Source organism: Arthrobacter sp. Soil764, assembly GCF_001428075.1.
Classification (GTDB): Bacteria; Actinomycetota; Actinomycetes; order Actinomycetales; family Micrococcaceae; genus Arthrobacter.
Genome location: NZ_LMSI01000020.1, coordinates 18,651 through 44,509, shown reverse-complemented (window position 1 = coordinate 44,509; position 25,859 = coordinate 18,651). Strand labels below are relative to the sequence as shown.

The 25,859-nt window shown below is 66.1% G+C and carries 28 protein-coding genes; 16 read left to right on the top strand and 12 right to left on the bottom strand.

Annotation, left to right across the window (positions count from 1 at the left end; all coding sequences use genetic code 11):
• Window positions 1–92 precede the first annotated feature (92 nt).
• The 13 genes from ASG86_RS11570 to asd all read left to right on the top strand — a co-directional run bounded on the left by ASG86_RS11570 (window position 93) and on the right by asd (window position 11,057).
• Entirely contained in the window at window positions 93–2,342 is a 2,250-nt protein-coding gene (locus tag ASG86_RS11570) for an RNA degradosome polyphosphate kinase (protein WP_056334161.1), read from the top strand.
• A gap of 9 nt (window positions 2,343–2,351) precedes the next feature.
• Window positions 2,352–3,320 carry an NUDIX hydrolase gene (locus tag ASG86_RS11565; protein ID WP_056334158.1) on the top strand — a complete coding sequence of 323 codons (969 nt, stop codon included), beginning with the start codon at window positions 2,352–2,354 and terminating at the stop codon, window positions 3,318–3,320.
• A gap of 207 nt (window positions 3,321–3,527) precedes the next feature.
• Window positions 3,528–4,313, top strand: a complete 786-nt coding sequence (locus ASG86_RS11560) for a hypothetical protein (protein WP_156386179.1) — start codon at window positions 3,528–3,530, stop codon at window positions 4,311–4,313.
• Between the two features lie 67 nt (window positions 4,314–4,380).
• Window positions 4,381–5,184 carry a thymidylate synthase gene (locus ASG86_RS11555; RefSeq protein ID WP_056334153.1) on the top strand — a complete coding sequence of 268 codons (804 nt, stop codon included), beginning with the start codon at window positions 4,381–4,383 and terminating at the stop codon, window positions 5,182–5,184.
• Entirely contained in the window at window positions 5,181–5,765 is a 585-nt protein-coding gene (locus tag ASG86_RS11550) for a dihydrofolate reductase (RefSeq protein ID WP_056334150.1), read from the top strand. The genes ASG86_RS11555 and ASG86_RS11550 overlap by 4 nt, the downstream gene beginning before the upstream one ends.
• Window positions 5,766–5,769: 4 nt before the next feature.
• On the top strand, window positions 5,770–5,988 hold the full coding sequence (locus tag ASG86_RS11545; protein WP_056334146.1) for an NF038396 family protein: 219 nt from the start codon (window positions 5,770–5,772) through the stop codon (window positions 5,986–5,988).
• A gap of 116 nt (window positions 5,989–6,104) precedes the next feature.
• Window positions 6,105–7,079, top strand: a complete 975-nt coding sequence (locus ASG86_RS11540; protein WP_082566795.1) for a hypothetical protein — start codon at window positions 6,105–6,107, stop codon at window positions 7,077–7,079.
• A 30-nt stretch (window positions 7,080–7,109) separates the two neighbouring features.
• Entirely contained in the window at window positions 7,110–7,751 is a 642-nt protein-coding gene (locus tag ASG86_RS11535) for a hypothetical protein (RefSeq protein ID WP_056334139.1), read from the top strand.
• Window positions 7,744–8,229 carry a hypothetical protein gene (locus tag ASG86_RS11530; RefSeq protein ID WP_056334135.1) on the top strand — a complete coding sequence of 162 codons (486 nt, stop codon included), beginning with the start codon at window positions 7,744–7,746 and terminating at the stop codon, window positions 8,227–8,229. Before ASG86_RS11535 ends, ASG86_RS11530 begins: the two co-directional genes overlap by 8 nt.
• 136 nt (window positions 8,230–8,365) lie before the next feature.
• Window positions 8,366–8,773: a hypothetical protein gene (locus ASG86_RS11525; RefSeq protein ID WP_056334133.1), complete on the top strand. Its 408-nt coding sequence runs from the start codon at window positions 8,366–8,368 to the stop codon at window positions 8,771–8,773.
• A 40-nt stretch (window positions 8,774–8,813) separates the two neighbouring features.
• Window positions 8,814–9,227 (top strand): hypothetical protein, encoded by a 414-nt coding sequence (locus ASG86_RS11520; RefSeq protein ID WP_056335445.1) that lies wholly within the window; start codon window positions 8,814–8,816, stop codon window positions 9,225–9,227.
• A gap of 57 nt (window positions 9,228–9,284) precedes the next feature.
• Window positions 9,285–9,800 (top strand): hypothetical protein, encoded by a 516-nt coding sequence (locus ASG86_RS11515; protein ID WP_056334130.1) that lies wholly within the window; start codon window positions 9,285–9,287, stop codon window positions 9,798–9,800.
• A gap of 126 nt (window positions 9,801–9,926) precedes the next feature.
• Window positions 9,927–11,057 (top strand): aspartate-semialdehyde dehydrogenase, encoded by a 1,131-nt coding sequence (asd, locus tag ASG86_RS11510; protein WP_056334126.1) that lies wholly within the window; start codon window positions 9,927–9,929, stop codon window positions 11,055–11,057.
• A gap of 59 nt (window positions 11,058–11,116) precedes the next feature.
• Here asd and ASG86_RS11505 read toward each other — a convergent pair whose 3' ends face one another.
• The 6 genes from ASG86_RS11505 to ASG86_RS11480 form a co-directional block, all read right to left on the bottom strand.
• Window positions 11,117–12,091: a type IV toxin-antitoxin system AbiEi family antitoxin domain-containing protein gene (locus ASG86_RS11505; protein WP_056334123.1), complete on the bottom strand. Its 975-nt coding sequence runs from the start codon at window positions 12,089–12,091 to the stop codon at window positions 11,117–11,119.
• Between the two features lie 156 nt (window positions 12,092–12,247).
• Window positions 12,248–13,351: a winged helix DNA-binding domain-containing protein gene (locus ASG86_RS11500; protein WP_056334120.1), complete on the bottom strand. Its 1,104-nt coding sequence runs from the start codon at window positions 13,349–13,351 to the stop codon at window positions 12,248–12,250.
• A gap of 38 nt (window positions 13,352–13,389) precedes the next feature.
• Window positions 13,390–14,457: a UDP-N-acetylmuramate dehydrogenase gene (locus ASG86_RS11495; protein ID WP_056334117.1), complete on the bottom strand. Its 1,068-nt coding sequence runs from the start codon at window positions 14,455–14,457 to the stop codon at window positions 13,390–13,392.
• 22 nt (window positions 14,458–14,479) lie between these two features.
• On the bottom strand, window positions 14,480–15,733 hold the full coding sequence (locus ASG86_RS11490) for an MFS transporter (RefSeq protein WP_056334114.1): 1,254 nt from the start codon (window positions 15,731–15,733) through the stop codon (window positions 14,480–14,482).
• Window positions 15,734–15,762: 29 nt separating this feature from the next.
• Window positions 15,763–16,200 carry a MaoC family dehydratase gene (locus ASG86_RS11485; RefSeq protein WP_056334111.1) on the bottom strand — a complete coding sequence of 146 codons (438 nt, stop codon included), beginning with the start codon at window positions 16,198–16,200 and terminating at the stop codon, window positions 15,763–15,765.
• Window positions 16,201–16,202: 2 nt separating this feature from the next.
• Complete coding sequence (locus tag ASG86_RS11480) at window positions 16,203–16,664, bottom strand: FAS1-like dehydratase domain-containing protein (RefSeq protein ID WP_056334108.1); 462 nt, start codon at window positions 16,662–16,664, stop codon at window positions 16,203–16,205.
• A gap of 96 nt (window positions 16,665–16,760) precedes the next feature.
• On the opposite strand from ASG86_RS11480, the gene ASG86_RS11475 reads away from it, so the two are divergent.
• Window positions 16,761–17,141: an ArsR/SmtB family transcription factor gene (locus ASG86_RS11475; RefSeq protein WP_082566770.1), complete on the top strand. Its 381-nt coding sequence runs from the start codon at window positions 16,761–16,763 to the stop codon at window positions 17,139–17,141.
• Window positions 17,138–18,835 (top strand): SulP family inorganic anion transporter, encoded by a 1,698-nt coding sequence (locus ASG86_RS11470; protein WP_056334100.1) that lies wholly within the window; start codon window positions 17,138–17,140, stop codon window positions 18,833–18,835. Before ASG86_RS11475 ends, ASG86_RS11470 begins: the two co-directional genes overlap by 4 nt.
• On the opposite strand, the gene ASG86_RS11465 is transcribed toward ASG86_RS11470, so the two are convergent.
• The 5 genes from ASG86_RS11465 to ASG86_RS11445 form a co-directional block, all read right to left on the bottom strand.
• Window positions 18,825–19,049 carry a DUF3188 domain-containing protein gene (locus tag ASG86_RS11465; protein ID WP_056334098.1) on the bottom strand — a complete coding sequence of 75 codons (225 nt, stop codon included), beginning with the start codon at window positions 19,047–19,049 and terminating at the stop codon, window positions 18,825–18,827. The two genes, ASG86_RS11470 and ASG86_RS11465, sit on opposite strands and share 11 nt — an antisense overlap.
• A gap of 34 nt (window positions 19,050–19,083) precedes the next feature.
• Complete coding sequence (locus ASG86_RS11460) at window positions 19,084–20,064, bottom strand: DUF2797 domain-containing protein (protein ID WP_082566769.1); 981 nt, start codon at window positions 20,062–20,064, stop codon at window positions 19,084–19,086.
• Between the two features lie 28 nt (window positions 20,065–20,092).
• Complete coding sequence (locus tag ASG86_RS11455) at window positions 20,093–20,956, bottom strand: HpcH/HpaI aldolase/citrate lyase family protein (protein ID WP_056334094.1); 864 nt, start codon at window positions 20,954–20,956, stop codon at window positions 20,093–20,095.
• A 174-nt stretch (window positions 20,957–21,130) separates the two neighbouring features.
• Window positions 21,131–22,072: an aldo/keto reductase gene (locus ASG86_RS11450; protein ID WP_056334091.1), complete on the bottom strand. Its 942-nt coding sequence runs from the start codon at window positions 22,070–22,072 to the stop codon at window positions 21,131–21,133.
• A gap of 57 nt (window positions 22,073–22,129) precedes the next feature.
• Window positions 22,130–23,842 carry a glycoside hydrolase family 13 protein gene (locus tag ASG86_RS11445; RefSeq protein WP_056334088.1) on the bottom strand — a complete coding sequence of 571 codons (1,713 nt, stop codon included), beginning with the start codon at window positions 23,840–23,842 and terminating at the stop codon, window positions 22,130–22,132.
• Between the two features lie 96 nt (window positions 23,843–23,938).
• Here ASG86_RS11445 and ASG86_RS11440 point away from each other — a divergent pair, with 96 nt between their 5' ends.
• Window positions 23,939–25,147: an ROK family transcriptional regulator gene (locus ASG86_RS11440; RefSeq protein ID WP_056334086.1), complete on the top strand. Its 1,209-nt coding sequence runs from the start codon at window positions 23,939–23,941 to the stop codon at window positions 25,145–25,147.
• Window positions 25,148–25,178: 31 nt separating this feature from the next.
• Here the strand turns inward: ASG86_RS11440 and ASG86_RS11435 are convergent, their stop codons facing one another.
• Window positions 25,179–25,835 (bottom strand): SDR family oxidoreductase, encoded by a 657-nt coding sequence (locus ASG86_RS11435; protein WP_056334083.1) that lies wholly within the window; start codon window positions 25,833–25,835, stop codon window positions 25,179–25,181.
• Window positions 25,836–25,859: the final 24 nt, after the last annotated feature.

Here is a 25,859-nt window from a genome sequence, read left to right as displayed (position 1 = left end):
AGGGCCGTGGGCCAGGTGAATGCTTGTAAGGTTGAAAGGGAACCGCGCGGGGCGGAAGCGCCGGCACCAACGCGCAAGCTAAAGGAGAAGCCATGAACCCGGAACCCTCCGGAACAGCTACGTCCCAGGAAGTTGCGGTGCCCGTCCGGGCGCGCTTCGGCTCCTCCGAGGTCCCGGCGTCCAGGGCCACCCAGGACCGCATCGACATTCCGGAATTCGCCCCGAACCTGCAGCCGGAAGGCGACATCCGGCCGGACCGGTTCCTGGACCGTGAGCTGAGCTGGCTCGCCTTCAATTCCCGCGTGCTGGAGCTGGCCGAGGACCCCACCCTGCACCTGCTGGAACGCGTCAGCTTCCTCTCCATCTTCGCCTCCAACCTGGACGAGTTCTTCATGGTCCGCGTCGCCGGCCTCAAGCGCCGCATCGCCACGGGCCTCGCCGTCCCCTCACCCGCCGGCCTGAGCCCTGTCGAGGTGCTGGAACGGATCAGCGAGGAAGCCCACCGGCTCCAGGAGCGGCACGCCCAGGTCTACGCCGACCAGATCCGTCCCGCCCTGGCCTACGAGCACATCCACCTCATGCACTGGGACGAACTGGACGACGCCGCCAAGCAGCAGCTGAGCGTGATGTTCGCGGAAAAAGTCTTCCCCATCCTCACCCCCTTGGCCGTTGACCCCGCCCATCCCTTCCCCTACATCTCGGGCCTGTCGCTGAACCTTGCCGTGGTGGTCCGTAACCCGATCAGCGACAAGGAACTCTTCGCCCGCGTCAAGGTCCCGGACCAGTTGCCGCGCCTGATCTCCATTGACGGTCCGCGCGCCGGCGCAATCCCCGGCCGGGTGGCCCGGTTCATCGCGCTCGAGGAAGTCATCGCCGTCCACCTGGACAAGCTGTTTCCGGGCATGGAGGTCCTGGAGCACCACACCTTCCGCGTCACGCGCAACGAGGACGTGGAAGTGGAGGAGGACGACGCCGAGAACCTCCTGCAGGCGCTGGAGAAGGAACTGCTGCGCCGGCGCTTCGGCCCGCCTGTGAGGCTTGAGGTCACCAACGACATCAACCCCAACATCCGCGCGCTGCTGATCCGCGAGCTTGGCGTGGAGGAGTCCGAGGTGTACTCGGTGCCTGCGCCGCTGGACCTCAGGGGCCTGTCAGTCATCGCCGCCATTGACCGGGCGGACCTGCACTACCCCAAGCATGTCCCGCACACCTCGCGGTACCTGAATGAGTCGGAAACCTCCAAGGCGGCGAACGTGTTTGCCGCCATGCGCCGCCGCGACATCCTGCTGCACCACCCGTACGATTCGTTCTCCACATCCGTTCAGGCGTTCCTGGAACAGGCTGCGGCGGACCCCAAGGTGCAGGCCATCAAGCAGACCCTGTACCGCACCTCGGGCGACTCCCCCATCGTCGATGCCCTGATCGACGCCGCCGAGGCCGGCAAGCAGGTCCTGGCCCTCGTGGAGATCAAGGCACGGTTCGATGAGCAGGCCAATATCTCCTGGGCCCGCAAACTGGAGCAGGCCGGCGTGCATGTGGTCTACGGCATCGTCGGGCTGAAGACGCACTGCAAGCTTTCCCTGGTGGTCCGGCAGGAAGTGGACGGGCTCCGCCGCTACTGCCACATCGGCACCGGCAACTACCACCCCCGGACCGCCCGGTACTACGAGGACCTGGGCCTGCTGACTGCGAACGAACAGGTGGGCGAGGACCTGTCCAAGCTGTTCAACCAGCTTTCCGGCTACGCCCCTAAGTCCACCTTCAAGCGGCTCCTGGTGGCGCCCCGTTCCGTCCGGTCCGGGCTGATCGACCGGATCGAGACCGAGATCCGCAACGCCCGGGCGGGTGTGCCCGGGCAGGTGCAGATCAAGGTGAACTCCATGGTGGATGAGGCCATCATTGACTCGCTCTACCGCGCCTCGCAGGCAGGGGTCAAGGTGGATGTGGTGGTGCGTGGAATCTGTTCGCTGCGCCCCGGCGTTCCCGGTTTGAGCGAAAACATCACGGTCCGCTCCATCCTGGGCCGGTTCCTGGAGCACTCGCGGGTGTTCGCCTTCGCCAACGCCGGGGATCCCGTGGTGTACATCGGCTCGGCCGACATGATGCACCGCAACCTGGACCGCAGGGTGGAGGCACTGGTTCAGCTGACCAGCGCGGACGACATCACCTACGTCCTTGACCTCCTGAAGCGGTACATGGCACCGGAAACGTCCAGCTGGCACCTTGACAACGAGGGCCGCTGGACCCGGCACCACCTGTCCGAGGACGGGAAGCCGCTGGAAGACGTCCAATCCTGGCTGTTGGCGTCCCGGCCGCGTCAACGCAGCCTGAGCCGGCGATAGGCAGCCGCGTTGTCGAGCGATGCACTCGTAGCTGACCAGACTGACCACCCGGGGGAACCCGTCGCCGTAACCGCTGCGGGCGCCATCCCCTGGCGGGTCAACAAGGACGGCCTTGAAGTGGCGTTGATCCACCGGCCGCGCTACGACGACTGGTCCTGGCCTAAAGGGAAAATTGACGACGGCGAGACCGTTCCCGAATGTGCCGTCCGTGAGGTGTGGGAGGAGATCGGCCTCCGGGCGCCGCTTGGGATCCCCCTGCCGCCCATCCACTACCACGTTTCGTCCGGCCTCAAGGTGGTCTACTACTGGGCGGTCAAGGTCAACGGCAACACCCTGGTCCCGGACGGCAAGGAAGTGGACAGCGTCATGTGGTGCGCCCCCGAAAAGGCGGCCCGCCTTCTGTCCAACCCGTCCGACGTCGTGCCTCTTGAATACCTGCGTGACGCGCACGAACGGGGCACGCTGGACACCTGGCCGCTGCTGGTGCTCCGCCACGCCAAAGCCAAGCCACGCTCGTCCTGGAGCAAGGCAGAGGGTGAGCGTCCGCTCGCGGCCACCGGCACCCGGCAGGCGCAGGCAGTGGGCCGGCTCCTGCAGGCATGGAAGCCCATGCGGGTGGTGACCAGCCCGTGGCTGCGGTGCGTTGCGACCGTGGCCCCCTATGCGCGGGCCACGGGAGCAAAGGTGAAGCTGGCGGAAGGCCTGACCGAGCACAAGCACCAGCGCAGTCCCAAGAAGACGGCCGCCGTCATCGAATCGCTTTTCGACAAGCAGCGGCCCGTGGTTGTCTGCACGCACCGGCCCGCGCTGCCCACCGTCCTCAAGCAGCTGGCGGAGCACATGCCCTCGCACCTGACGCGACTGCTGCCAGCCAAGGAACCCTACCTGTCCCCCGGCGAAGTGGTGGTGTGCCACGTGGCCAGCGGCGGGAGGAAACGGGTTGTGGCGGTGGAGCAGTTCAAGCCCTTCGACGACTAGGCGCGGTCCTCCCAGCTTGACCCAAGGCTCTTCCCGGCATTGACTTAGGGGCACGACGCACCGTTCTGGGGGGATAACGTGCAGGCTGCCGCAATCGCTGTTGTCAACGATGTACCACCGATGGTTCTCCTGTGGCCGTTCCTGTTTGCGGGCGGTGTTTATTTCCTGCTCCGGTCCCTTATGCGGGGAGGCAGTGGGAGTGACCGCGTGGCAAAGGCGTCCCGGCATGCCTTCTGGACCGGCCTGGTTGGCTGGCTGGCAAGTTCGCTGTTGCCGGCAGCCAATGCCGGGATCCTCCCGGTGTCCCCCGGCGGCACTGCGCCTGTGGACATCCCGGCTACCCTGGCGTGGCCGGTTCTTGGCTGCCTGGCCGTTCATGCGCTGGGGCAACTCAGCTACCCCAGGGGCGCCGTAACGCCTCAACAATCCGAAAACCCGCGGCGGGTCCGGGATCTTCTTCCATGCAGGCTCGGTTGGACCGTCCTGGCCATCTTCGGAGGGTCCGCCGCGCAGATTCTGTGGACATCCACCTTGCCGGGCTTCGCCCCTCTCCCCTATGAGTCAAAGCCGGACGGCAACGGCGGCTATTCGACCATGGGCGGGGAAGGCCGAATTCCCGGAGCGGAGCTGGCAGGTTATCTCGGCGGCGCCCTGGTGGTGCTGGCGGCTGGAACTCTGGTTGTCCTGGTCCTGATTACCCGCCGCCGGGCGTTGGCCGGACTCACTCCGCTGCAGGATGGCCTCCTCCGGGCCATCACCATGAACCGGCTGCTCCGGACTGTTGCCACCGTTGCCTCCGGCCTGGCGGCAATTGCCGGCAACCACGCGGCTCGACCGGATCCCGCCCTCGGACACACAAGTTGGATGAATCCGGCAGGCCTGCTGAACCTGGCGGTCCTGCTGTTGATGCTGTGCTGGCCCCCTCCCAGGCTGGAAGGCCCAAGCGGGAAACGTTTTGACGCACCCACCGCGGCCCAGCCCGCATCGCCGTGATCCCTGTAGGGACGTCCGGCCGCGGGGCACCCGGCGTTTCCCAACGGCCAGCCAGTAGACTTGGGGCGTGAGCATCCCAACGCCTTATGAAGACCTCCTGCGCGATGTCCTGGCCTCCGGCACCCATAAATCGGACCGCACGGGAACCGGAACCACCAGCGTTTTCGGCCGCCAGATGCGGTTTGACCTGGCCAAGAGCTTCCCGCTGATCACCACCAAGCGGGTCCATTTCAAGTCCGTGGCGGTTGAACTCCTGTGGTTCCTGCGCGGCGAAACCAACATCAAGTGGATGCAGGACCAGGGCGTCACCATCTGGAATGAATGGGCTGACGAGGACGGCGACCTTGGCCCCGTCTATGGCGTCCAGTGGCGCAGCTGGCCCACCCCTGACGGCGGCCACATCGACCAGATCGCCGAACTCATCGAGAACCTGAAGTCCAACCCGGACTCCCGGCGGCACATGGTCTCCGCCTGGAACGTGGCCGAGCTCAACGACATGGCGCTGCCGCCGTGCCACGCGTTCTTCCAGTTCTACGTGGCCAACGGCAAGCTCTCCTGCCAGCTGTACCAGCGGTCCGCCGACATGTTCCTGGGCGTGCCGTTCAACATCGCCTCCTATGCGCTGCTCACCTGCATGGTGGCCCAGCAGGTGGGGCTGGAGCCCGGCGAGTTCGTGTGGACCGGCGGCGATGTCCACATCTACGAGAACCACATGGACCAGGTCCTCAAGCAGCTGGAACGTGAGCCGTACGAGTACCCGCAGCTGAAGATCACGCGCAAGCCGGCATCGATCTTCGACTACACGCTGGAGGACTTTGAAGTGGTGGGCTACCAGCACCACCCGACGATCAAGGCGCCGATTGCCGTATGAGCACCGAAAACTTCACCGATCCCCAGTCCTTCACCGAGGAACTGGCTGCCTCCATCACCGGCGTCGGCCTGGTCTGGGCGCAGACCTCCGACGGCGTCATCGGCAAGGACGGGGACATGCCCTGGCACCTGCCCGAGGACCTGAAGCACTTCACCAGGCTCACCACCGGGCACCCGGTCATCATGGGCCGAAAGACCTGGCTGTCCTTCCCGGAGAAGTACCGCCCCCTGCCCGGCCGGACGAACATCGTCATCACCCGGCAGAAAAGCTGGGCCCGCACGCCTGAGGCGGAGGGCGCCGTCGTGGTTCCTTCCCTGGATGATGCGCTCCTTGAGTCGCAGTTTGTCGACGGCGGCGAAACGGTGTGGATCCTGGGCGGCGGTGACGTCTTCCGCCAGTCCACGGACCTCGCCAACGTGGCCGTGGTCACCACCATCGACGTGAAGGCCGACGGCGACACGTTCGCTCCCGAGCTTGGCCCCAGTTGGGAGGCCTCCGCCTCCGTCCCGCCGGACGGCTGGCTGACCGCCGCCAACGGCACGCGCTACCGATTCACCAAATGGTCACGGACCGAGGGCTAGGAACATGCTCAAGAAACCCGAAACCCTGTTCGTGCTGGGCTACATGCTGCTGCCGCTGCTGGCGCTGCTCTCCGCGATCGTGGGGCTGACCATGATCCTGGGCGGCAACAAGATCGCAGGCGCCATCGTGCTGGTCATCGTTACCCAGGTCTTCGCCTTCGGCGCATTCTTCGCGCTGCGAGCAAGGAAGGCTGCCGTGCTGGAGGAGTCAGACCGGGGCTAGCGCATATTGCCGTGCATGGGCAGGACAACCCATCGCGGCAGTGGTGATCCTGCCTTAGGCTGGGGCCCGCAGCACTCTGCACTGCTGCGGGATAAATATTGGGGGGGGGAATCCTGGTGGCAGGAACTTTATGGGGTGCCGACGTCGAACAACTGCGCACCCTGGCGCAGCAGTTCAGCAAGACGGCGGACCTCCTGCAACAGCAGTCGACGCAGCTGAGCAGCCAGATCAACAACAATCCGGCGTGGAAGGGCGCGGACGCCCAGCGCTTCCGCTCTGACTGGAACAGCAACCACCGCACCCTTCTTCAGCAGACCGTCTCGCGGCTGCAACAGGAATCAAAGGTGCTGCTCAGGAACGCCGACGAGCAGGAGAAGGCCAGCACCCACGCGCTTGGATTCGACGGAGAGCGTGTAGCCCACGGCGGCCCCGCGGACGGCCCGGCCACGTCATTCGTTCCTTGGGGCCCGGAGTGGATCGCTGAAGGAGATTCCCCATTCCGGAAGGGTTGGGATGCCTACAACGGTGTACTGGGCATAAAGGGTGCTCCCCTCGGGCTCCGGGATATCCAACAGTTCGCCAGCACGCACGACGAGATTCTCTCAAGTGACTGGCGTGCAATCTGGAGCAAAGAACTCTGGAAAAGCTCGGCTGCCGCAGATGAACTCCGCGGCGCCTTTTCAGGCACCCTGAACCTCGTCAGCGGAAGATTTGGCGACCTCGCAGAAGTAGCCCGGGGAGTTGGCGCAGAATCCCTGGGGAGGTCTCAGTTGCGGGCCTTGAACGCCCCCGGAAACCTTCTTGGTGGGATAGGCGTGGCCCTGGACGGGCTCGACAGCGTCAACGCAATCCGTGAAGGCGAGACCGGGGACGCCGTCAGATCCGGACTGAAGACTCTCATCGGTGCTGGCTCCTTCGTTCCGGGGCCAATCGGCGTGAGCTGTATGGTGATCGGTGGCGCCTGGGCTGCCGTTGAATTGGTTCCGGGCGCGAAAGACGCAATTGATCAAGGCTTCGACGCCTTTGGAGACTTTGCCGAAGACGTTACCTCTGACATCGGCGACGGTGTCAAAGACTTTTTCGGTTTCTAGCAGAAACCAAGAGATGAAGGAAGACTTACTGTGACCGTACCGGAAGACAATTCCATAGGTTTCGGCATTGCTGAGATGGCATACATCCTCCAGCTCCAGAACACTGCAGCTGCTACCGAGAGCGCTAATTGGCTGCGCCTCAGGGATGAGAGCACCGATCTGGAAATGATCAGAGCCGGACTGTCATCTCTCGTGGCACGCGGCATGGCCTCCGCCACAGCTGGGTCTGAGCTGTCATTCACGCCCCAGGTGGATGTTGTTGCTTATACCTTGGCCAAGGCCGCACGGTGGACGCAGATCGATCTCCTGCAATCCGCAGTCTTGGGCGACACTGTGTTACAGATCGAATCGGACCGCACAAAGCTGTTGTTCCAGCCACGAACAATGCAGGCCTGGTTTGTTCTGCCCCAAGATCCTGCCACCTCCGCTGAGGCCGCACAGTCGTACCTGGTTCGGGATCATCTGGCAACGCATCCAGAAGGTGGTGTGCGTCTGAGGACCAGCGGCCCTGAAGGGGAGTATGGGTTCCTCGTGCGTCAGGAAACGGAAGGGTGGGTTTGCGCGGCTGTTGACGGTGACAACGTCGGTCCCGCCACCGCGCCTCTCAGCGAAGCTGGCCTCCGCCATTCCTTACTTTCATTTCGAACCGGATCGCCCCTGACCGATGACTGAGAATGTTCAGAAGAGCGTCAAGCGCCTGCGCACCTACTACTACGGGTACGGCAAAGACGACATCATCAACGCCTACACTCCCGAGGAGTGGGGTTTGGGCGGTTCGTCGGCCTACAGTTCCAACAACCCGGCCCACAGCCTGGTGGTACTGACCCTGATTGAGGTGCTCTTAACAGTCCCTGCCATACTTGCCCCAATCTGGATGATCATTGGGGTTATCTACCTGAATATCGGAGTCTTTCTGCTGTGCCTTGTCTGCACGGTCCTCTTCACGGGCGGCTGGTTCTACACGCTAGGCTCAATCCGCGACGAACTTCGGGCACGAAAGCTACGGCGGACGCGTGGACTTCCCAAGCCTTTGTACCAAGTCACGGATGATCAGGCGCGGGCATGGTTTGAAGAACGGCCAGGAACGCTGGAGATCACCCGGGAAAATTTCCCTAACAGCCGTCGTCCCTTTCCAAGTGAACTGCCATGAGCTGCCATGCATTTCCTTCCTCAGTAATCATTCAGCTGGTCAATTAGCAACGCCCCTGATTCCCTTATTCGTACAACCGATCTCTTGTCGGTTACGCCCCCGCGCTAGGTGCCGACAGGCCAGAAGGGAAATTCCGATGAACCACAACGCACCCGAACCTCGGCGCGCCCGGCGAAAGGGTTACTACGAGCAGCAGGTGGAACTGGAAGCCGCGAAGCAGGGACTCACGGTCGAGGAATACGGGGTCTACAAGGGCGACGTCGGCAGTGCCGTCAAACCCATCAATTCCGCGGGCGGTCTGCTCTTCCTTGCTATTTTGATCTCGGTGTTCTCGGCAGTTGTGGTTGGGGCCGCCATCATTCTCCTCACGGGTGAGGGCGTCACCGACTGGGTGCAATTTATTATCAGCTGCGCCGTTGTACTTTTCCTTGTGCCGACATCATGGGGTTACTACTTCAAGGAACGCAAAGCCACACGTTTACGGAAGGCAGCGGGGAAGACACTGGACCCTCCTACGCGCCGTTCGAGCCTGAAGGACTGGTGAATACTTTGGCCCAAGAGCAGCGGGATCGGAGTTGATCGTGATGCACAACGACTACCGGGAGCGGCGGAACGACGTGGTGTACGCCGAGCATAAGGCCGCGCTTGCCCGGGGTGAGAAGCGCGTTCTGCGCAGGACCAATACAGGGGAACTGCACAGCTATCCCGGGGACGAGATCGGTTTTTCGCCGGGGCGAGGCCAGGCGCAGATCCGGACATGGTGGGGCATGGGAATTGTGTCCGCCTTTCTGGGTCTCATGTTCCTTGGCTCTACGGTGCTGTTCCTCGCCTCCTTCAGGCAGGGCACGGGCCCCGAATGGGGCGCATTGTTTGCAATTGGCCTGGGTGGTTTCGGGGCTTGGTACACCTTTGGCTTGGCAAGGGACGAGTACCGGGCCAAGAAGCTGCGCAAGGAACGCGATACACGGGAACCTGGAGCAGGACATGTCAATCAGTGATTCTCCGCACAGGCTCCGGCCGCCTGTGGCTTCCCGATGAAGCGCGAGTCACCTAGGGTGATCGATCCTGCCGTACAGAAGCTACTTGTGGATCGGCCGTACTTCTACGCAACCGGCATGGAGCGCACGGTCCACGCGTATACGAAAGACGAATGGGGCATCGGCGGCTCCCAGCCATCCGGAAACTACTCGGTGCACACGACAACAGGGCTCGTTGTCGTGACAGCCCTCATGACCATTCCGGCCCTCGGCGCACCCCTGATGCTGATCATTGCACTTGCCAGCCTCAATCTAATCCTTGTCATTTTCGGACTGCTGGGGACGGTCCTCTTCACAGGAGGCTGGCTCTTGGGAATCGGCAACCTACGCCGCGAGTTGCGGGCGACCAAGAAGCGCAAGCTGAAAGGATTGCCGAAACCGCGTTTTGCCCTTACCGATGACCAGGCACGGGCCTGGTTCGAATCAAATCCGCCACACATCGCCATCACCCGCGAAAACTTCCCAGACAGTACGCGTCCGTTCCCGGGCGACGCTCCACCCACTCCACCGCCAACAGAGGAGCCGAGGACTTGATCTATAGCTCCGAGCGCGCCGCCGCTCACCGCTCAGGTGTGTGCCGCCGTCGTACCTTCTCGGTGCCCTGCCCGGGCGTGACGTAACCGACTGCGCCCTTCCGGTCGCGCCGTCTAAAATAGTCCAATGACTACAGCAGCTACCCCTTCCGTCGGCCTGGTCGGATGGCGCGGCATGGTCGGTTCCGTCCTCATGCAGCGCATGCAGGACGAGGGCGACTTCGCCAACATCAACCCGGTGTTCTTCTCCACCTCCAACGCGGGAGGTGCCGCGCCTTCCTTCGCTGAAGGCGGCGGCAAGCTCGAGAACGCGTTCGACGTCGACACGCTGGCCAAGCTGCCCATTATCGTCACCGCCCAGGGCGGCGACTACACCAAGCAGGTCCACGGCGAACTGCGCAGCCGCGGCTGGGACGGCCTCTGGATCGACGCCGCCTCCACCCTGCGCATGAACGACGACTCCATCATCGTGCTGGACCCCATCAACCGCGACGTCATCGACAAGGGCCTGGTCAACGGCACCAAGGACTTCATCGGCGGCAACTGCACCGTCTCCTGCATGCTCATGGGCCTCGGCGGCCTGTTCAAGAACGGCCTGGTGGAGTGGGGCACCTCCATGACCTACCAGGCAGCTTCCGGCGGCGGCGCCCGGCACATGCGCGAGCTGCTCAGCCAGTTCGGCACGCTCAACGCCGAGGTCAGCACCGAACTGGACGATCCCGCATCGGCCATCCTGGACATCGACCGCAAGGTCCTGGCCCACCAGCGCACGGACATCGACGCCACCCAGTTCGGCGTCCCCCTTGCCGGCTCCCTGATCCCCTGGATCGATGCTGACCTGGGCAACGGGCAGTCCAAGGAAGAGTGGAAGGCCGGGGTCGAGACCAACAAGATCCTGGGCACCTCCGAGGAAAACCGGATCATTATGGACGGCCTCTGCGTCCGGATCGGCGCCATGCGCTCCCACTCGCAGGCGCTGACCCTGAAGCTCCGCGAGGACCTGTCTGTCGCCGAGATCGAGAAGCTGCTGGACGAGGACAACCAGTGGGCCAAGGTGGTTCCGAACACCAAGGAAGCCTCCATGGCCGAGCTGACCCCGGTGGCCGCATCGGGCACCCTGGACATTCCGGTGGGCCGCGTCCGCAAGATGGAGATGGGCCCGCAGTACATCAGCGCCTTCACCGTGGGCGACCAGCTCCTCTGGGGCGCCGCCGAGCCGCTGCGCCGCATGCTCAACATCGCCACCGGCAACCTGTAACCCGTACAGCTGCCCCACGAGCGGCCCTTGCCCGCGTAACCGCTGCCGCCCAGCGCCGGTTATGCGGGCCGGGGCCGCTTTTGCGTTTCGGGATATCCAAGGAACGCTGCCAGCCGCGCGCGGAGCTCCCCCGGCCGGTCCAGGTGGTTCCATTGCAGCCTGAAGACACGCCATCCTGCCTCCACCAGGGCATTTTCCCGCCAGCGCTCCGCGAGCAGCGCTTCCTGTGTGGGTTTATAGTCCATGTATTTGACGGCGCCGTCGAATTCGATCGCCACCCGGGCTTCCGCGTCGGCGAAGTCTGCCCGGAACAGGCCCGCAGTAGTCATGATCTCGACCTGAGGCTTAAATGTGCCCAAACCGAATGAGTGGAGCAGCAGCCTGGTCCGTGTCTCCCCCGCTGATTCCGACCGCCCATCCAGAACATCCAGCAGGTCTAAGGCACGCCTGCCCCCGCGGGTGACCGGGCTCTCTTCAAGCAAACGCCGCATCGAGGCCATTGAAGCGCCTTTGTGGAGTGCGTGATCGCCGATGACAGCAGCCTTGTCGAGGGGCAGGATCCGGGCGCAGTCCAGGACGGTTCTCTCGACGGCAGTGGTCATGATCTTTTGTCCATCGGGCGTCCATAACGAAGTGCACTCAATTTCTGGGAGCGGGAGGCGGTGGGTCTGGACGTCCTTGCCCGCGCTGGCACTCGAATTGGAATACTGCGTTGTCACGTGCACCAGGGATCCGGCGTTCCATACATGGAAGCCATGCAGCCTTGCTGCGCTCACGTGGCTATACCGGGCCAGCCCCGAGGTGGACTCGAAATGCGCCATGATTCTCAGCTGGTCCCGATCCCACGGTTTGATCCTGTTCCAGTACGCAGCCCGGACGTACGCTCCCCGCCGCAAGCGGAGCAGGGCACCACTCTTGACGGCCGCCGTCAGCAAGCGGTCGTCCAGCCCCGCGGCGGCCAACTGTGATGTTGAGGCCACAGCTCGCTCAGGCCAGCGATCGTCAACGAGGGCACGCACTGCATCGGCTTTCATCGTTCAAGGGTGGCTGGTCTCTTGGACTGCCGACAGCCGCTCTCGTCCCTATGTGGACTGCCAGGAAGACGAGCGGCCCTGGCACGCATAAGCGTTGCGGGCCCACACCGGTTATGCGGTGCAGGGCCGGTTATGCGGGGAGGTATGGGAAGAGGGTCAGGTGGCCAGGAACGTCATGTACCGGTGAGCGGCCTTGGTGAGGGCTGCCTGGGCTGCCGGGCCCAGGGGCTTGGTCCCATCGAAGAGTTCGGGGACGACGGCGGCACCACGGCCCGTACCCTGGAGCGCCCAGGTGCCCACCACCTTCCCCGCCGCAACTACCGTCTTCTTGAAGACGCCGTTGCCGCCCGGCACAATCAGGTCGAAATGCTCCGGTGCCAGGACGGGGGTCCGGTCCGTGTAGCCGAGGACGAACTCATCGAATCCGGGCAGGATGTGAACGGACCGGCCGCCGGGGACACCGGAATCCAGGAGGGACGCCACGTCCGGCGAAAGCCAGTAGCTGGTGCCATCGATCTCGAGCTCCACCAGCTGGCTCCGGACGTGCTGGAACGCGGCGCGCACCTCGGTCAGCGGCAGCTGCGTCCACCAGGAAAAGTCGCGCAGGGTGGCGGGACCGTGGCTCCGGAAGTACCGCAGCGCAAACTCGGCAATGGCTTCCTGGCGCTCCATCCGGCGGGACTCCGGGATCCACTCGTCGAAAGCCGCGATCAGCTGCTGGTTGCCGGACAGCGGCCCCGGCACCAGCCAGCCGTGCCGGCACAGCGTGCCCAGGAGATGGACGCCGCGCTGGCCCTGCGTGGGCTGGCCGCCGGCGTCGAACACCTTGAACAGCCCGGGACGGCTGAGGGGGCCATCAGTAAGGATGCGGTCCAGGGCCAGGTCGCGCGCCTTCTCAACATCAGTCCAGGTGATTTCCAGTTGTCGGTGCCTGGCCGCGATGCTTTTGGTGAGCCGCTCGGCGGTGAGGTCCAGCATCCATCCCAGGTCCTCGGGGGCAACCAGATGCAGTGTTCCACGCATGGGCCAGGACCGGACCACAGCCCCGGAATCGATGGCAGCACGCACGTCCGAAATCCCCGCACCGGGCACTCGAACCCCAACGGCCCACAGCGCTGCCGGCAGGTCCTGCGCCTGCATCGCGGTCATCCACCGGACCAGCTCCGGCGCTGACGCGGCACCCTCCCCGGCAAGCCGTTGGGATGCGAGCCGGAGCCTGCCGATCGTCCTGCGGTGGCGCAGGGAACCAGTTGCAGCCATGCGCCCATCCTAGGCCTGGTACGGCCCTGGCGGGACGGCTAGAGGTCCAGTCCGATGAGCAGCGGCTCCGGGTGCAGCTGGATGCCGAAGCGGCGTTCGACGCCGGCGCGTACCTCGCGTGCCACGGCCACCATGTCGGCGGCGCTGGCGGAGCCACGGTTGGTGATGGCCAGCGTGTGCTTGGTGGACAGGGATGCGCGGCCGCCGGCCACTCCTTCCGGTTCCAGGCCAAAGCCCTTGCCGAACCCTGCCTGGTCGATCAGCCACGCCGCGGAAAGTTTCACCCGTCCGTCCTGGCCCGCCGGATAGCGCGGCGCCGATTCCGGCAGCGTGTCTGCCACGTCCGCCGAGACGATGGGGTTGGTGAAGAAGGAACCGGTGGAATAGGTATCGCGGTCGGCGCCATCCCACACCATGCCCTTGGAGGCGCGCAGCCGGAGCACTTCCCGGCGGACGTCATTGGCGTAGGCACGCTTGCCCACCTCCACGCCCAGGGAGCGGGCCAGTTCGGCGTATCGGATGGGCGCGCTCATCCGCCCCAACGGCAACTGGAACTCCACGGTGAGGACCACATACCGGGGTGAGCCGTTGACCGTGGTGCGCTTGAGGATGGAGTCGCGGTAGCCGAACTTCAGCTCCGAGTTGGTGAACGTTTGGACGGCGTTGCGTTCGCGGTCCCAGGTGCGGACGGCCGCGATGGTCTGGGACACTTCGGCGCCGTACGCACCCACGTTCTGGACCGGGGTGGCACCGGTGGAACCGGGGATGCCGGACAAGGCCTCGATTCCGGACCAGGCGTGCCGGACGGCGTGCTCCACGAGCTTGTCCCAGTTGTGGCCGGCCTGCACCACTACTGCCACTCCCCCGCACGAGTCCTCCGCGTTGACCGTGAACCCGTCCGAGGCGATCTTCACGACGGTTCCGGGAAACCCGTCGTCGGACACCAGGAGGTTGGAGCCGCCGCTGATGATAAGGACCTGCTCGCCGGCCGCATCCGCGGTCCGGACGGCATCGATGATCTCTGCCTCGGTCCGGGCCTCAATGAACTTGCCGGCGGGGCCGCCGACGGCGGAGGTGGTCAGGGAGGAAAGCAGCGTGGGAGTCACCCGTCAACAATACTAGGGAAAACTAGCCGGCCTTCCGGGCCACCGGGGACAGCACGAAGCTCACAGCGAGCATCACCATCACGGCAAGGAGCGAGTGCAGGATCCCCACGTGTTCGGCCAGCAGGCCGAGCAGCGGGGGCCCGCACAGGAACGCGCCATAGCCGATCGTGGACACCACCGACACCCGGGCCGCGGCCTTGGCGGGATCGTCGGCCGCGGCGGACATGCCCACCGGGAAGCCCAGGGATGCGCCCAGGCCCCAGGCCGCCAGTCCCACATAGGCGAGCCACGGCGCAGGGGCGAAGACGAACACCGCCAGGCCCAGGACCGCCAGGGCGGCGCACCAGCGCATGACGGGCACACGGCCGAAGCGGTCCAGCACCACCGTCCCGGCGAACCGGCCGATGGTCATGAACGTGACGAAAAGGCCATAGCCGGCAGCACCGGCGGCATCGCTTTGCCCGTGGCCGTCCGCCAGGGCAAGGGCCACCCAGTCCCCCGCGGCGCCTTCGGCCAGGGCGAGGCCGAGCACCAGGACGCCCAGCAGCAGCGTTCGGCGGTCCCGCCACGCCTGGGCGATCTTCCGCTTGTTGTCCAGGGGCGGGTCAGCCGGGCTTCCGGCAGGGATCACGGGAATGGGGCCCGTGGTGGGGTCTTCAAAGTTGTCCGGGGTGTAGGTCCGCTCCCCTGCCGTGGTGATGTCGGCGCGGAACCAGGACGCCGCCGTCGCCACCGATACGGCCACCACCGTTCCTGCCGCAGCAAGGTGCCAGAACACGGGTACAGACGCAGCAGCCGCGGCGGCGCCCAGTCCCGCGCCGGCCACGGTTCCCAGACTGAAGGCGCCGTGGAGCCGCGGCATGATGTGCCGCCCCACCGCGCGCTCCACTGCCGCACCCTCCACATTGGAGGCAGTGTTCCAGCTCCCCGTTCCCAGGCCGATGATGCCCAGGCCGACAGCGGTTGCCACTGGGTTTGACAGCACGGTTGTGCCAAAACCAGCCGTCAGCAGGCCGACGCCGGCCATGATGCTGCCGGTGCGGATGGTCCGCTTGGACCCCAGCCGCAGGACGATAAGGCCGGAGGCGGAAACGGAGGCGAAGGAACCCAGCGTCATGCAGAGCAGGATGACCCCGACGGTGCCCGGGCTGAGGTCCAGCGCGTCCCGGATGGCGGGCAGCCGGGACACCCAGGAGGCGAAGGCCAGGCCGCTTGCTGTGTAGGCCACCACCACGGCGTTCCGCCAGTGCCTGACCTGGAGGGACGTGGCCTCGATTCCGGGTGCCTGCGCTCAAGGGTGCGGGCTCAGGACAGCTTGACGACGGCCTGGGCCTTCATCAGGACTTTTTGCCCGGCCGAGACAACGGCGAGGTCGACGCGGGCGGTGCCTGCGTCGGCGTCGAGCTTTCCGATGGTGCCGCTGACCTCGATGGTGGCGCCGGGCTCCGGGGTTCCGGTGGTGTCGGTGACCAGGACGGGCTTGGTGAAGCGGGTCTGGAAGTCCACGACGGCGCCCGGGTCCCCTGCCCAGTCAGTGACGAGCTGCACGGCTGAGCCCATGGTGAACATGCCGTGCGCGATGACACCCGGCAATTCCACGCCTGTGGCGAAGGCCTCATTCCAGTGGATGGGGTTGAAGTCGCCGGATGCTCCGGCGTACTTGACCAGGTCGGTGCGGGTGACCTCGATGGTGCGGCTGCCGATGTCCTGGCCGGCGCTCAGTTCATTGAAGGTGGGGCTCATGGTTACTGTCCCTCTCCGCGGACCAGGATGGATGACGTGGTGGTGGTGACCGGTTCGCGGGCGTCGCCGGAACCGAGGGCGAAGATCTCCGAGCGTGTGGTGATCATGGCGCCGCCGCCCATGGCCCGGACGCCGTCCACATGGAGTTCCGCGACGAGGCGGTCCCCGGCAACGATGGGCCGGTGGTGGGTGAAGCGCTGGTCCGCGTGCACCACGCGGGAGAAGTCGATGCCGGCGTCCGGATCCTCGATGAGCTGGGCGTCGGCCCGCTGGGCAATGATGATGGCGAAGGTGGGGGGTGCCACCAGGTCCGTGTGGCCCAGGGCCGTGGCTGCATCGACGTCGAAGTGTGCAGGGTTGGTGGCTTTGACCGCGCGGGCGAACTCGCGGATTTTCTCGCGGCCAACGTCGTACACCTCTGCGGCAGGGTAGCTTCGGCCCTGCAGATCCGGATTGATAGTCATGGATTCCAGCCTATCCCCGGCGCAGCCGGGACACGTTGTGCAACCCACTGATATGATGGTTTCATCATTTCATCAATCAGCCCAGGAGCCACTCCCTTGCTGTCTTCCGCCCAAGCGCCGTTGTACGAGATCAAGGCCAATCTGTTCAAGGGCCTGGCGCACCCGGCACGTATCCGGATCCTTGAACTGCTGGCCGCCGCCCCGCAGGAAACTGCGGCCGTCAGCTACCTTTTGGCGCAGACCGGGCTTGAAGCCTCGCACCTCTCCCAGCACCTGGCCACCCTGCGCAGGCACAAGGTGGTGACCTCGGTGCGCACCGCCAACGCAGTGACATACCAACTGGCACACCCGGGGGTTTCGGAGCTGCTCGCCATCGCCCGGACCTTCCTCCTGGACAGCCTGTCCGAATCGAACGAACAGCTCCGGCTTGCACAGCAGCTGCCGGCGGAGCACCTCTCCCGCGAATCAGCCTCGTGACGGCCACCTCCGCCGCTGACACCGGACGCGCCACTGTCAGGGCCGCCCAGAGGCTTACCCGGCTCCTCCCGTCCCGGCAGGATTATGCCGGCCTTCGCTCCTCGTGGCGCAGTGACCTGCTGGCCGGCATCACCGTGGGCATTGTCGCCCTGCCTTTGGCCCTCGCGTTCGGGGTGAGCTCCGGAGTGGGCGCCGAGGCCGGGCTTATCACCGCCATCGTGGCCGGGATGGTGGCAGCCCTCATGGGTGGGTCCTCCGTGCAGGTTTCGGGCCCCACCGGCGCCATGGTGGTGGTCCTGGCACCCGTCGTGGCCGTCCACGGCCCGGGCAGCGTGGCTCCGCTGTCACTGATGGCGGGGGTGCTGGTCTGCGTCATGGGATTCAGCGGCCTGGGCCGGGCCGTCGCCTTCATCCCCTGGCCGGTGGTGGAGGGCTTCACGCTGGGGATCGCGGCCATTATCTTCCTCCAGCAGGTTCCGCTCGCTACGGGCACGTCCGGCGTCCCGGGACACAACACTGTGGTCGCCGCCGTTGAAGCTGCCTCAGCCGCGCAGGCGCCCACTGTCCTGTTGACGCTGGTGCTCGTGGTGATGGTCGCCGTCGTGATGGTCCTGCTGCAAAAGCTGTTCCGGGCCCTTCCGGCGAGCCTGGTGGCGGTCCTCCTGGCCACGGCGTCGGCCGAACTCCTGCAGCTGGATGTTCCGCGGATCGGTGCGCTGCCCCATTCCCTTCCCGCGCCGGCAATGCCCGCCGTGGACGTGGCTACCTTGGGCAGCCTTGCCATGCCCGCGGTGGCAATCGCCGTCCTTGCCGCCATCGAATCACTGCTCTCAGCCCGGGTGGCCGCGGGGATGGCCGGACCCGACGGCAGGCCCACCGGACCCTACAGCCCGGACCGTGAGCTGACCGGCCAGGGCCTGGCTTCCATCGCCGCCGGACTGTTTGGCGGCATGCCCGCCACCGGAGCCATCGCCAGGACCGCGGTCAATGTACGTTCCGGGGCCCGGACGCGCCTTGCCGCAGCCGTTCACGCCGTCGTGTTGCTGGCCATCACGTACCTGGCGTCCGGAATGGTCAGCCGCATCCCGCTGGCAGCACTGGGAGGGATCCTGATGGTCACCGCAACACGGATGGTTTCCCGGCGCACCGTTGCCGCCATCCTGCGTTCCACCCGGGCAGACGCCGCAGTCTTCGTTCTCACGGCCATCATCACCGTGGCCTTCGACCTGATCGTGGCCATCCAGATCGGGCTGGCCGCGGCGGCGCTCTTCGCGCTGCGGAAATTCGCCTCGCTGAGCGGCGTCCAGCGCGAGCCGATCCCCGGGCCTTCCGCCGACGGCGATGAGCACATTGCGGTCCTTCGGCTGGACGGGGCGATGTTCTTTGGGGCCGCCGAACGCATCCTCCAGGAAATCAGCCAGGTCAAGGACGTCCAGGTGGCGATCATCAGGCTCTCGCAGCTGCGGATGCTTGACGCCACCGGCGCCCACGCGCTGGTGGAGGTCATCGCTGCCTTGGAACTGCGGGGCATCACGGTCCTGCTCAAGGGTGTGCGGCCGGACCACCTGGACCTGGTGACCAACGTGGGCGTGATCCGTTCGCTGCGGCACCACAAACACCTGTTCCAGCATCTTCCCGATGCCGTGGAGCACGCCCGCAGCCATGTCCTGCGGAACGCGGCAGCTAGCGCCTGAGGTTTTTGCGGATCGACTGGCCGCGGACCACGATGCCCACGACGTGCAGGACAAGGCCCAGCCCGATCAGCGGCAGGGAGGCCATGGCCAGGGTTTGGTTGCCGCCGGTGTTGCCGATGATGTTCAGGATGATGCCGGCGGCGATCAGTCCCATCGCGCTGAAGACCAGGACTTTGTAACGGGTTGGCGCGGTGGCCCAGAATTCGTTCAGCACCGTGCAAGTCTACCGTCCAGGCCTGCGGCACCGGCTAGAACAAGGACTCCTGCACTGCCGGGACCTCCGAAGCGTACTCACCAAGGGTGATGGTCCGGGCGGCCAGTTGGGACATGTTCACCACGAACGCGGCGTCCGTGCCATCGAGCCGGGCCAGCACGTTCGCCCCGCTCAGCGCCGTGATCCGGAAGCCGTGCTGCCCCTGGTCCAGGGCATGCGGGTAGGGATGGCGTTGGCCTGGCCGGTGCAGCGCGTCAGCCTGTGCCGGCCGCAGCCAGTGCTCCGCCACAGTTTCAAAGCCGTCGACGGCGGTGCACGCCAGCAGCGCGCGCACGTCGGCAGCGGCGCGGGCATTGGCGGCCAGCAGGTCCGCCGCCGGGAGCGGCTGCAGCAGGGCGTCCGCTTTGGCTGCGGACCGCACTTGCTGCGTGAGGCCGACCTGGGCCGTCACCAGGTCCTCCAGGATCCGCACCACGCGGCCGTCCTGCGCCCTGGCAACATACGCGGCCGCTGCGGCCCCCTGCTCCGCGAGCCTGTTCCACTTCCGCGGACCGGAGGCGGTACCCACCTTGGTGGCACCGCCGGCGAACGTGGCAATGTACAGCCAGTGTTCCTGCATCAGGTAGTGGCGCAGGCCGGGAGTGACCCGGCCGCCCCGGTGGAAGTCGTGCATCAGCCGGGACTCATCCAGCACGAAGCACTGCTCGCACTGCTTTCCCCGTGCGGCCGGAGCAGCGGAGGCGCAGAGGATCTGGCTTCGCGAACTTGCCGACTGGACCTGGACATGGCCCAGGCAGGACCTGCCCGGCTGCACCACCCGGAAGCCGAGGCGTGCGCCGGCATGGAGGCCCAGCTCCCGGAAGTCCCCCTCCGGTGACTGGAGGCGCAGAACCGGGCTGCCGGCGTCGAACGCTTCCTTGGGAGGTTCCATCGCGTTGGAATGCGCCGCTGCGGTGAAGCCCGGCGGCTGCCCGTCCCAAAAGACCCCGTGGACCAGATAGCGGGTATCGGTCACGGGGTCTCCTGGAAGGTGATTGGTGGGGCTACAGCGCGGGCTGCACCCCGAAGGCGACGGCGAGCTTCATGATCTTCTCGGCGCGGCCCAGGCGGGGCAGGTCGGAGCCGTCGCGGATGACGCGGCCGTTGGCTTCGAAGTCGTTCATGAAGTCGGTGGCCCAGGCGACGTCCGACGGCGTGGGGCTGATGACCTCGTTGATGACCGGCGTCTGGTCAATGGCCAGGCACAGCTTGCCGGTCATGCCCATCATGACGGTGATGCCGGTCTGCTCGCGCAGGATGGGGTGGTTGGTGCCGACGGTGGGGCCGTCGATGGGGCCGGGCAGGTTGCCCACGCGGCTGGCGACGACGAGCTTTGCCCGCGGGTAGGCCATGGCCTCCGGGGTGGCGGCCATGCCCGTGTCGCGGCGGAAGTCGCCGGAACCGAAGGCCAGGCGGAACGCTCCCTGGGCCTTGGCGATGTGGTTGGCTTCCTCGATGCCGAGGGCGGATTCCACCAGTGGGATCACGGGGGTCTTGCCGTCCATGCGGTGGAAGCTCTCGGTGACCTGGTCCGCGGATTCGGTCTTGGCCAGCATGACGCCCAGCAGGCCCGGAGTGCCGCGCAGCCCGGCGAGGTCATCGGCCCAGAACGGGCTGGTGGCATCGTTGATCCGGACCCAGGCCTTGCCGCCGGCGGTCAGCCAGTCGATCACGTTGCCGCGGGCCTGGTCCTTCTGGGAGGGGTCCACCGCATCTTCAATATCCAGGATGATCGAGTCGGCACGGGAGACGGCCGACTGGTCGAAAAGCTCCGGCTTCATGGCATTGACCAGCAGCCAGGAACGGGCGATCTCTGCGGGGATATTGCGTTCCGGCCTAACGGTTTCGGCGGCGATGGTAGACGTCATGCTTTCTACAGTATCCGCCCCGCAAGCGGCACGGCGAAGAAAAGGGCCAGCTTGTGAGGATCAATACGAACTAAACGGGATATGACCGAGCCCAGCGGCGAAAGTAGGTAGCGGCAGGTGTCGTTATGGAGCTCCAAAACGACACCTACCGCTACCCAGTTGGGAGGGGCGGGCTTAGGGGATGTTGCTCCCGCGCGCCGTGACCCAGAGTTTGTACCAGTCGGCGCGGCTGAGGGCCTGCGCCACCCGGGCCGCGTCACCGCAGGCCCGGATCCGGTCCGGGTTAACCGTTCCGATCACCGGTGCTATCCGGGCTGGATGCTTCATCAGCCAGCCGAGCAGGACAGCCTCACCGGAGGTGCCGTACTGTCCCGCAAGCTCCGCCACGAGTCCGGCCGTTGCCGCATCGGCTGAGGTGGGGCTGTCCGGTTCCGCGCCGGTATACACTCCGCGGGCCAGGGAGCCGTACGCCTGCAGGGTGATGGTGTTGCGGACGCAGTACTCCACTGTCCCGTGCGGGAAGCTGTAGTCCAGGTGTTCCGGGTGGTTGACCAGGACCTGGCTTTCCAGCCATGCGCGCTTGAGCAGGCTCATCTCCAGCTGGTTGGCCACCACCGGGGTTTCCAGCCGGTCCTGCAGCACCTCGATCTGCGCTGCCGACATGTTGGACACCCCCAGTTGCCGGACCTTGCCTTCGTCCATTAGCTGCCCGACGGCGGATGCCACCTCCGCTGGGTCCACCAGGGGGTCCGGGCGGTGCAGCAAGAGGATATCCACGTAGCCGGTCCGGAGCCGTTCCAGGCTGCCGTTGACCCGTTCCAGGATGGCCTCCCGGCTCAGGTCATAGTGGGTCTGCAGGCCGCGTTCGTTCAGCCGGATGCCGCACTTGGTCTGCAGCCGGATCCGCTCCCGCAGGCCCGGCGTGCCGGCCAGGACCTCGCCGAACACTGCTTCGGACTTGCCGCTGCGGTAGATGTCAGCATGGTCGAACAGGGTGATCCCCGCGTCCAGGGCTGCCTGGACGGCGGCAGCGGCCTGGTCCACGTGGTGGCTTCCATGTGGCTCATCAGACCAGCTGCCGCCCAGTCCCATGCATCCATAGATGACTTCCTGCATCAGGCCCGCTCCCCCATCAGGACAGCCGGCCTTCCCAGGGCTTCAGCCAGGCCCACCTCAACGCAGCCAGGCAGTGGTGTTGGCCGGCAGCTTGCCGTCCTCAAGTGGGCTGCTGCTGACCAGCACGTCGCCGGCCGGAAGCTCGACGGCGGTGTTCCCGAAGTTGGTCACGGACTGCCAGCCGTTGGGCCGCTTGAAGTGGAGGACGTCCGGATTGCCGTTTTCGGCCCACTCAAGTTCCTCGTCCGTCATCAGTTCGTGGCGGAGCTTCAGGGCCTTGCGGTAGAGCTCCAGGGTGGAGCCTTCGGTGCCGTCCTGGGCCTCAACGGCATACTTGCTGAACCAATCCGGCTGCGGCAGGTGGGAGCCGCCGTCGCCGAATCCGAAGGAGGTGCCCTCCACCTTCCAGGGCAGCGGCACCCGGCAGCCGTCGCGGCCGATTTCCACGCCCTTGTTGCGGAAGAAGGAAGGATCCTGCCGCTCCGATTCGGGAATCTCGGCCACTTCTTGAAGGCCCAGTTCCTCGCCCTGGTACAGGTAGGCGGATCCCGGAACGGCGAGCATCAGCAGGGTGGCGGCCCGCGCGCGGCGCTCGCCCAGTTCAACGTCCAGCTGGTCCTTGGGGCCGCCGGCCAGCAGCCAGTCCTTGCCGTCCTGGCCCTTGGCACCGGCCTTTTCCTTGGCCACCTGGGGCAGGCCGTAGCGGGTGGCGTGCCGCACGACGTCGTGGTTGGAGAACACCCAGGTGGAGGAGGCACCGGTGGCGGCGGCCTCGGCCAGGTTGCGGGTGATGATCTCCTTGTACTCGGCGGCATCGAAGTCGGCCTGCAGCAGGTCGAAGTTGAACGCCTGGCCCAGGCCCTGGGGGCTGGCGTAGCGGGCGCGCCGGGTGGCGTGCACCCAGGCTTCGGCGACGGCGGTGCGCGGCGGGTTGTATTCGTTGAACACTTCGCGCCATTCGGCGTAGATCTCGTGGACCTCGTCGCGGTCCCAGAACGGGTGCGTTCCGTCGTCGAATCCGTCCACGCCGGTGTTGGCGGCGCTCAGTTCCAGCTTGGAGAGCAGCGGCTCCGTGAGGTCCTTGGTGAGGGCGTGTGCCACGTCCACACGGAAGCCGTCAACGCCACGGTCGGACCAGAAGCGCAGCGTCTTCAGGAAGTCATCCCGGATCTCGCGGTTGGACCAGTTCAGGTCCGGCTGTTCCTTGGCGAAGATGTGCATGTACCACTGGCCGGGGGTGCCGTCCGGTTCTGTGATGCGCTCCCAGGCAGGTCCGCCGAACACTGAGTCCCAGTCCGACGGCGGGATCTCACCGTTGGGGCCTTTGCCGTCACGGAAGATGTAGCGGTCACGTGCCGGGGATCCCTTGGGTGCGGCCAGTGCCTCCTGGAACCACTTGTGCCGGTTGGAGGAGTGGTTGGGGACGATGTCGGCAATCAGCTTGATGCCGGCCCCGTGCAGCGCGGCGGCCATCTCGTCGAAGTCGGCCAGCGTGCCCAGCTTCGGGTCCACGTCGCGGTAGTCGTCCACGTCGTAGCCGCCGTCCGCGAGGGCGGAGGGGTAGAACGGGCTCAGCCAGACGGCGTCGATGCCCAGCGACTTCAGGTACGGGACCTTGGCGGTGATGCCCTTCAGGTCACCGATGCCATCGCCATTGGAGTCCGCGAAGCTGCGCGGATAGATCTGGTACACGGAAGCCTGGCGCCACCAGTTGGGGTCGGCCGAACGGTCGGAGTCGGACAGGGTTGCCAGCGTGGCAGTGGTGGACAAGGGATGATCCTTTTCTGTGCAGCAGGTACATTTATATTGAATCTAAATTTACTTTCCCAAGTATTATCTGGTGCTTTGTACAGGAAGGTCAACAGCATGCCTGAATTGGTCCCGGCAACTCCCCAGCTGCTGCGGCGGGTCAGTGCCGGCGCAGTCCTGGAGTTCCTGCGCGCCTCGGCCGCTGTGACCGTCACGGACGTCATGGCGGCAACGGGCCTGACCCGCGCCACCACCATCGCCGTGTGCGAGGACCTGGTCCGCCGGGGCTGGGTCCTGGAGCGGGAGAACCAGCGCGAATTCGGCGGGTACCAGAAGGGCCGCCCTGCCCGCCGGTTCGAACTCAACGAGCGCGCAGGCGTGGTCCTGGGCATGGACATCGGCTACTCCAAGGTCACCGTGGTGGTTTCGGACCTCCGGGGCCGGACGCTGGGACGGTCCAGCCGCCCTTTCCAGGCCGGGGAGGTGGGCTCCCGGGAGCGCATAGCCTTCATCGACGGGGTGGCTGGGGCGGCGCTGAGCTCGGCGGGCATGGAGCCCGGGCAGGTGCTGGCCGTTTGCGCCGGAGTTGCCGCACCGGTTGACAGGCACGGCGACGTGGTGGCCACGCAGGAGTTCTGGGGACTGTTCGACCTGGGACTGCGGCCAGCCCTCAAGGAAACCCGGGGCTGGACGGTGCTGCTGGAAAACGACGCCAACCTTGCAGCCCTCGGTGACCGCTGGCAGGGGGCCGCCGCGGGGATAGACGACGTGGTGGTGATCCTGGCCAGCGAACGGCTGGGTTCGGGCATCGTTGAGGGCGGCCGGCTGGTCCACGGAACGCGCGGCAGCGCCGGGGAACTCGCGTACCTGGACCTGGTGGAAGGGGTGGGCGACACCTACGGCATAGCGCACCTTGCCCGTACCTGGGCCGCCGACGCCCTGGCCACCACGGCCCCCACCACCCTCCGCTCCGTCCAGGGCCGGGTGGAAGCTGAACAGGTCTTCACCGCTGCGGAACAGGGTGACGCTGTGGCACTGGGCATCCTGGACCGGCTGGCGGACAGGATGGCCCGGGTGGTGGGCACCGTGGCCACCCTGCTCAACCCCGAGCTGGTGGTGATCGGCGGCGGGGTGGCCGATTCCGCGGGCGTGCTCCTCAGGCCCATCAGCGAGCGCCTGAAGGAGTTCACCGCCACCCCCGCACGGGTGGCAGTCTCCCCGCTGGGAGACTCAATCGTCACGGTGGGTGCCGTGCGCTGCGCCCTGGACTACGTGGAGAGGAACTCCCTGGACCTGGAGCTGGCAGCGCCGGCCACCCCGGCATAACCGGGACGCTGCCCCTCCTCCCCGAAAGCGCCTAGGCGCGCGGTTCCAGCGCGGCCGCCACCGGCAGGGTGCCGTCGCGGAACTCGATGGTCCGGCCCGCTGTCTGGGGCAGGTCCAGCACCGCCGCCGCCACAATCGCCGTGTTGGCGCGCGAGGTGTCCCGGTCACCCTCCGGTGACGGGTCGACGTCGATCAGCCCGGTTCCCGGCTTGTCCGTCAGCGCCCCCGGGCCAAGGATGGTCCAGGCCAGCCCGGTGCCGCGCAGGTACTCGTCCGCGGCAGCCTTGGCTTCGGCGTACGCAAAGAAGCTGTTGCTTTCCGGCACCCCGTGGTCCTTGCCGGCACCGAAGTAGGACACCATGACATACCGCTCCACTCCTGCCTGGGCGGCGGCATCCATGGAGCGGATGGCGGCGTCCCGGTCCACGGCATAGGTGCGTTCCGGGTTGCCGCCGCCGGCGCCGGCAGACCAGACCACGGCGTCGTGGCCGGCCAGCGCCTCCGTGATTTCCGCCGTCGTGGCATTCTCCACGTCCAGGACCGACGGCGAGGCGCCAGTGTCGGCGACGTCCCCTGCATGGTCAGGATTCCGGATGAACGAGGTGACGGAGTGGCCTTCGCCGGTGAGGAGCTGGGACAGGAGGAGGGCCACTTTGCCGTGGCCGCCAATAATGGCGATGCGTGTCATGGACCCATTCTGCCTGCACGTCAC